Annotated in this window: 6 protein-coding genes and 2 pseudogenes; 4 read left to right on the forward strand and 4 right to left on the reverse strand. The window is 70.3% G+C overall.

Annotated features, from left to right (window positions below; all coding sequences use genetic code 11):
- Positions 1–392 (forward strand): annotated as a pseudogene (locus VF697_RS20340) (hypothetical protein); the annotation flags it as partial.
- Positions 393–404: 12 nt separating this feature from the next.
- On the opposite strand, the gene VF697_RS20345 reads toward VF697_RS20340, so the two are convergent.
- The 4 genes from VF697_RS20345 to VF697_RS20360 all read right to left on the reverse strand — a co-directional run bounded on the left by VF697_RS20345 (position 405) and on the right by VF697_RS20360 (position 3,415).
- Entirely contained in the window at positions 405–1,685 is a 1,281-nt protein-coding gene (locus VF697_RS20345) for a porin (protein WP_331097422.1), read from the reverse strand.
- 178 nt (positions 1,686–1,863) lie between these two features.
- The gene (locus VF697_RS20350; protein ID WP_331097424.1) at positions 1,864–2,688 is read right to left on the reverse strand and encodes a 2,3,4,5-tetrahydropyridine-2,6-dicarboxylate N-succinyltransferase; all 825 of its coding nucleotides are present in this window, start codon (positions 2,686–2,688) and stop codon (positions 1,864–1,866) included.
- 42 nt (positions 2,689–2,730) lie between these two features.
- A complete protein-coding gene (locus tag VF697_RS20355) occupies positions 2,731–3,063 on the reverse strand; it encodes a PRC-barrel domain containing protein (protein ID WP_331097426.1) in 333 nt (110 codons plus the stop codon).
- A 118-nt stretch (positions 3,064–3,181) separates the two neighbouring features.
- Positions 3,182–3,415 carry an Rdx family protein gene (locus tag VF697_RS20360; RefSeq protein WP_331097428.1) on the reverse strand — a complete coding sequence of 78 codons (234 nt, stop codon included), beginning with the start codon at positions 3,413–3,415 and terminating at the stop codon, positions 3,182–3,184.
- A 189-nt stretch (positions 3,416–3,604) separates the two neighbouring features.
- Here VF697_RS20360 and VF697_RS20365 point away from each other — a divergent pair, with 189 nt between their 5' ends.
- The 3 genes and pseudogenes from VF697_RS20365 to VF697_RS20375 all read left to right on the forward strand — a co-directional run.
- Entirely contained in the window at positions 3,605–5,041 is a 1,437-nt protein-coding gene (locus VF697_RS20365) for a pyridoxal phosphate-dependent decarboxylase family protein (protein ID WP_331097430.1), read from the forward strand.
- Positions 5,042–5,203: 162 nt separating this feature from the next.
- Entirely contained in the window at positions 5,204–6,295 is a 1,092-nt protein-coding gene (locus VF697_RS20370) for an acyl-CoA desaturase (protein WP_331097432.1), read from the forward strand.
- A pseudogene (locus VF697_RS20375) lies at positions 6,295–6,538 on the forward strand (hypothetical protein); the annotation flags it as partial. The gene VF697_RS20370 and the pseudogene VF697_RS20375, both read left to right, overlap by 1 nt.

The raw sequence follows: 6,538 nt of genomic DNA on the forward strand, positions 1-6,538 counted from the left end.
GCCTGCCGGTGGACGTGCGGCACGTCACCCTCAGCGCCGGCACGCTCACCTTCGCGGGCACGGCGCTGGGGCCCGAGCGGCTGCTGGAGTCGGACTTCCTCTGGGCGGTGGTGGGCATCGCCCTGGTGGGGGTGGTCAACCTGACGGTGAGCTTCTCGCTGGGGCTCGCCGCGGCGGTGCGAGCGCGGGGCCTGGAGCCGGTGGGTTTCCTGTGCCTGGCCTGCGCGGTGCTCGCCGGCGGCCTGCGCTCCCTCTCCGACTTCATCCTCCCGCCGCAACCCCTCCTGCCGGCCCGCCGCCCCGACTCGCCCTACAGCGTGCGTTCCGCCGCGCGCCCTCGCACGGCCTCCCGTGAGGAGCGGCCGGGCGACGCCGGCTCCCGGTGCGCGTAGACGGGCGCGAGGTCAGAAGCTGGCGTCGAGCTGCAGCCGGACGAAGTGGCGGGGCGTGCCGGAGTGGCCGAACACGCGGACGTAGTCGGACTGCAGCTTGAAGGCGTGGCCGTTGACGTAGAGGTTCACGCCTCCGGCCACCTGCCGCCCCTGCGTCTCCGCGAGCTGGACGAACTGCGGATCCGTATCGCGGCGCGCGAAGAGCTGCTCCCAGCGTCCGACGACCTCGACGTTGGGATGAACGAGCAGGCCGCCCTGCACGAAGTACCCATAGCCGGACCGCGTCCACTCCTGCGCGGGGGCCCCGGAGGTGGTCGTCCCCTGAAGCGAGTTCACGTTGGCGCGACGCCACAGTCCCTCGGCGAGCAGGGAGAAGCCGGCGTACTTGAAGACGACATCCACCGCGGCGTTCGTGTAGTCCGTCGTGCCGAGCGCGAGGGTGGTGCCATAGGTGCTGTTCTGGCGGTGGGTCGCGAGGTTGCGCGCGCCGGCGAATCCGACCGCGAGGCGCGGCCGCTTCTCGCGCGAGAGGTCCCCCTCCTGGTCATCGTCGAAGGCGCCGAAGGGGCGCAGCGTGAGGCGCGCCACCGCGAGCGGTCCGAGCTTCTGGGCGCCAAAGCGATTGCGCCCCTCGCCTCCTCCGATGAAGAGGTTGTAGGCGAGCCGATCCCCGAGGCCGAACAGGTTCGAGGATGAGAGCATGAGCCCCACGTCGCGATCCAAGGAGAGCTCGCGGACGACCTGCTGCCGGTCGACGAACTGCAGCGCGAACTCGCGAATCGTGCGGGCGCGATCGAAGGGAACGAAGAACTGCCCGGCGCGGAGGTTGAGATCCCTCCAGCGCGTGTACTCGACGAAGGCGTCGAAGATGGGCGAGGAGCTGTCGCGCTCGAAGTCACCGCCGCCGAACGCGAGCTGGATGTTGTAGCGCAGCTCCGGCACGAGGACGTTGCCGTGCACCACGAGGCGCAGCGTCCGCACCTGCAGCTCGTTGGTGTCCGTGTCCCCCGAGTGGACGAAGGTGTCGCGGAATTGAGCGCGGGCGCGAAGGCCCAACGAGAAGCGCTCGTCCGCGGTCTTCACCAGGAGGCCACGGCCCGGAGCCGCGGTGACGGTGACGGGTGAGTCCTTCGCCGAGGAGCCCGCGCTGGCCGGCGCTTGGGGCGGCACGGCGCTCGGACCCGCGGCGCCCGCCTCCGGCGTGCCCTGGGCCTGGGCGGACGAGGTGGCGAGAAGAACAGCGAGGACGAGCGAACGGAGCGACGGAGAGGAGACGACGGAGAGCGAGTGCACGGGAGCGCCTTCGAAGGTTGCTGGCTGCGTGAAGAGAGAGCCGATGCGGCGCAATCAACGGGCCGCTTCGGGGAATCGGGTCACACGCGCGGGCAACAACAGCGAAGGACGCTCATGGGCGTCCAATATAACGGACGCTCATCCGCTCACAAGGATTTTCGGCGCCCCGAATCCAGGCCTACACCGGCACGGCGAAGTCGCGCAGCGCGGCGTTGAGGCTCGTCTTCTTGTCGGTGCTCTCCTTGCGCTGCCCGATGATGAGCGCGCACGGCACCATGTAGCTGCCGGCCGGGAACTTCTTCTCCTTCATGCCCGGAATCACCACGCTGCGCGCCGGCACCCGCCCCTTGTAGACCTTCTCCTCGGGGCCGGTGACGTCGATGATGGGCGTGGAGGCCGTCAGCACCACGTTGGCGCCCAACACCGCCTCCTCCTCCACCACCACGCCCTCCACCACGATGCAGCGGCTGCCGATGAAGGCCCGGTCCTCGATGATGACGGGCGAGGCCGTGGGCGGCTCGAGCACCCCGCCCAGCCCCACGCCGCCCGACAGGTGCACGTCACGCCCCACCTGCGCGCAGCTGCCCACCGTGGCCCACGTGTCCACCATCGTCCCCGCGCCCACCCGCGCGCCGATGTTCACGTAGCCGGGCATCACCACCGCCCCGCGCTCGACGAAGGCCCCGTAGCGCACCACGCCCGGCGGCACCACGCGCACGCCCGCCGCCTCCAGCCCCTTCTTCAGCGGAATCTTGTCGAAGAACTCGAAGGGCCCCACCTCCATCACCTTCATCTCCGAGATGCCGAAGAACAGGAGGATGGCCTCCTTCACCCAGGCATTCACCCTCCAGCCCTCGGTCCCCTTCTCCGCGACCCGTAGCTCGCCCGCGTCCAGCAGCGCCAGCGTCTCGCGCACCGCCGTGACGTACTCGGCTTCCTTCAACTTCGCCCGGTCCGCGAAGGCCGCGGACACCTTCTGAGAGAGACTCTCGGTGGAGGACATGGCCGCTCCTTCAAGCACGAAACGTCGCGCACCGCATCATCCTCATGCGTGGGCTTGTTGGCCGATGGCGGCCACTCCCGGCGTCGGCTCGGACAGCGGGGCCGTGGCCGTGATGACCTCCCGACCCCACCGCTCTCCCACCGGCTCCACCGCCGCGTGCGCCCGGCCCGAGACGTACACCCCACTGCCCGTCACCCGCCGCACGTGCGACAGGGGCACCGCCCACAGCCTGCGCGAGAAGCGCTGGCGCACGAAGAGCACCGTCTCGCCAATCCACTTCACCTTGCCGAGCACCGTCCCGTCCTCGTCCCGCACCTTCATCGCGTGCTGAATCGAGCGCCGCTCGAACGGGGATTGCATCCAGTCCACCGCCATGGCCTCACCTCCACTCGCACAAGGTGAGGCCCGGGGCGCCCCGAGGGGAGCACGGCGCCGGGTAGCGGGCCCCCGGCCGCCCGCACGCCATGAGGCACGGGCGGACCGGGAGGGGCGACTAGCGGCCGAGCGCCTTGGCCACCGCGTCCACCACCTGCTTGTCGCTGGGGAAGAGGAGCGACTCCTTCTTCACCACCGTCTTTCCATCCACGGCGATCTCGAAGCTCCCCGAAGGTCCTACCTTCAGCTCCGAGTCCACATCCAGGTCCTGCTTCAGCGCGGCCGCCGCACGGACGGCCCGAGGCTTGTAGCCTCAACCACTGCAATAGGTGATGGTGATACGGGCGGCCATGTCGGGCCTCCTGGGCATGGGGAAGCGCGGAACCTGCGCCTCGCCCTGGGTGTGGGGATTGAAATAATGCCTGACGAGCGGCGTGCAAGCGGACGACGCGTCCCTCTGTCCGCTCCCGGAGGACGAGGGAGCCAGTCCCCGGCCACGAAGCCATTGACGCCCGGGCGCCGTGGGGACATGCAAGCACCCATGTCCTCTCCCCGCCCGAGTCTCGCCGCCGCCTACGACCCCGAGCACTTCCGCCGCCTGGGGCACCGGCTGGTGGACCAGCTCGCCGACCACCTCGCCGGCTCCACCCGCCGCGAGGGGCCCGTGCTGCCCTGGGCCCCGCCCGCCACCAACGTCGAGCGCTTCCCCGCGGACTTCCCCGAGGAGCCCTCCGGCGACTTCCCGGCCCTCGTCTCGCGCGTCCTCGAGGCCTCGCACCACCTGCACCACCCGCACTACGTGGGCCACCAGGTGTCCGCCCCCCTCCCCCTGGCCGCCCTCAGCGACTTCGCCTCCTCGCTCCTCAACAACGGCATGGCCGTCTACGAGATGGGCCCCGTGGCCACCGCCATGGAGCACAACGTGCTGCGCTGGATGGCCGGGGTGCTCGGCCTGCCCGAGGGCGCGGGCGGCGTGCTCACCTCGGGGGGCTCGGCCGGCAACCTCACCGCCCTGCTCGCCGCGCGCCAGGCCAAGGCCGGTTTTGACGCGTGGAATGGAGGCGCCACCGCCGGGCCGCCCCTCACCGTGCTCGTCCCCGAGACGACCCACTACTGCGTCTCGCGCTCCACCCGGGTGATGGGCTGGGGCGCCGAAGGCATCACCCCCGTCTCCGTGGACGCGCGCTACCGGCTGCGCCCCGAGGCCCTGGAGGACGCGCTCGCCGCCGCGAAGCGCGCCGGCCGCCGCCCCATCGCCGTGGTGGCCAGCGCGGGCTCCACCGCCACCGGAGCCTTCGATCCGCTCGAGGCCGTGGCCGACTTCTGCGCGAAGCACGGCCTGTGGTTCCACGTGGACGGGGCCCATGGCGCCTCGGCCGCGCTCAGCCCCCGCTACCGCCACCAGGTGAAGGGGATTGAGCGCGCCGACTCGGTGGTGTGGGACGCGCACAAGCTGATGATGATGCCGGCGCTCATCACCGCCGTGCTCTTCCGCGACGCGAACCGCTCCTTCGAGGCCTTCGCCCAGGAGGCCTCCTACCTCTTCCACGGCCAGGACTCGCGCCGCTGGAGCGACGTGGCGCTGCGCACCCTGGAGTGCACCAAGGAGATGATGGCGCTCAAGCTGTACGCCTGTCTCCACGTGCTCGGCACGAAGCTCTTCGCCGACTCCATCACCGACACCTTCGACCAGTCCCGCCGCTTCGCCGAGCGCCTCCAGGCCTCCGGCGACTTCGAGCTGGCCGTCCCCCCCGACTGCAACATCGTCTGCTTCCGGCACACGCCCCAGGGGGTGCCCGCCGCGGAGCTCGACGCGCTCCAGCTGCGCCTGCGCGAGTCGCTCGTCACCAGCGGGGACTTCTACCTCGTGCAGACGACGCTCGGCGGGCGCGTGTGGCTGCGCACGACGCTCATCAACCCGCTCACCACGGACGAGGACCTGGAGGCCCTCCTCCAGGCGCTCCGCCGGGCCGTATGAGGGGCGGCCGACGCGGCTTTCGCACGCAATGCTGACCTCCCCGTGACAGAAGCGGGGCCGGGACGTGTTACGAAGGGCGGTGCCACTCAACTGGGGTACGTCCGCGCCGGGATTCGCCCCGCTCGGCCGGGGACCCATCGGTGGCCCGACAGTGGGTGAGCGTTGGCGCAGGCGACGAAGGCGAAGTTCCTGGAGGCGGGACCCTTTCATCAGGCCCTCAAGGCGCGGGTAGACAGCTACTTCCAGGAGAGTGGGCGCTCCCCGCGCGACCTCCCGGGCATGTACGCCAAGACGGCCGCCCTGCTCGGCTGGTTCGTGGCCTCCTATGCCTTCCTCGTCTTCGTGGCGGCGAGCCCGTGGAGCGTCGCGCTCGGGTGCGTGTCGCTCGGCCTGGCCATGGCCGGCATCGGCTTCAGCATCCAGCACGACGCGAACCACGGCGGTTACTCGGAGAGCAAGTCCATCAATCGCCTGCTCGCCTGGACGCTCGATATCGTGGGGGGCTCCTCCTACGTGTGGGGTTGGAAGCACAACATCTTCCACCACAGCCACCCCAACGTGGTCGGGCTCGACGCGGACATCGACATCCAGCCCTTCTGCCGGGTCGCCCCGGCCCAGCCGCTGCGCTCGGCCCATCGCTTCCAGCACTTCTACATCTGGCTGCTCTACGGGCTGCTCGCGGTGAAGTGGCACTTCGTCGATGACTTCAAGGACGTGCTCACCGGCAGCGTCGGGCAACAGAAGATGCCGCGCCCCAGTGGACGCAAGCTCGTCGGCGTGCTCGGCGGCAAACTGTTCTTCTTCGGATGGGCCCTGGGGGTGCCGCTCCTCTTTCATCCGGTGTGGACGGTGGCACTCTGCTATGCCCTCACGTCCTTCGTCCTCGGTCTCACGCTCGCCAGCGTCTTCCAGCTCGCGCACTGCGTGGAGGAGGCGGACTTCCCCGAGGTGCCGGCGGGCGGCGACACCTTCACTCGCGAATGGGCGGTACACCAGGTGGAGACGACGGTCGACTTCGCCCGGGGCAACCGGCTGGTGTGTTGGTACCTCGGCGGGCTCAACTTCCAGGTGGTGCACCACCTGTTCCCCCGGGTGTGCCACCTGCATTACCCGGCGCTCTCGCGTATTGTCGAGCAGACGTGCCGGGAGCACGGGGTGCGCTACCGCACGCAGGAGAGCGTGGGCGCTGCATTGGGGAGCCATGTGAAGTGGCTCAAACGGATGGGTCGGCCAGCGGTCGTGGGGGCAGCGTGATGAGGGATGAGACTGAGGAGCGGATCCGTTTCGGGCGTGCGCAGAAGTTCCGGCTCTCTCCGAAGGGCAGCGAGGCCGTGTCGGCCTACAGCATGATGGTGGAGAAGGCGCGCTCGGGGGCGGGACGGGCCCAGTTCGACGCGGCCCGCGACGCGTGGAGCGGCCCCCGGGGGCTCACCTCCGAGGACGGCCTCTTCCTCGTGGAGTTCGGCGTGGGAGACCGCACCATCACCGAGGCGACGC

The organism is Archangium sp. (assembly GCF_036388035.1).
Lineage (GTDB): Bacteria > Myxococcota > Myxococcia > Myxococcales > Myxococcaceae > Archangium.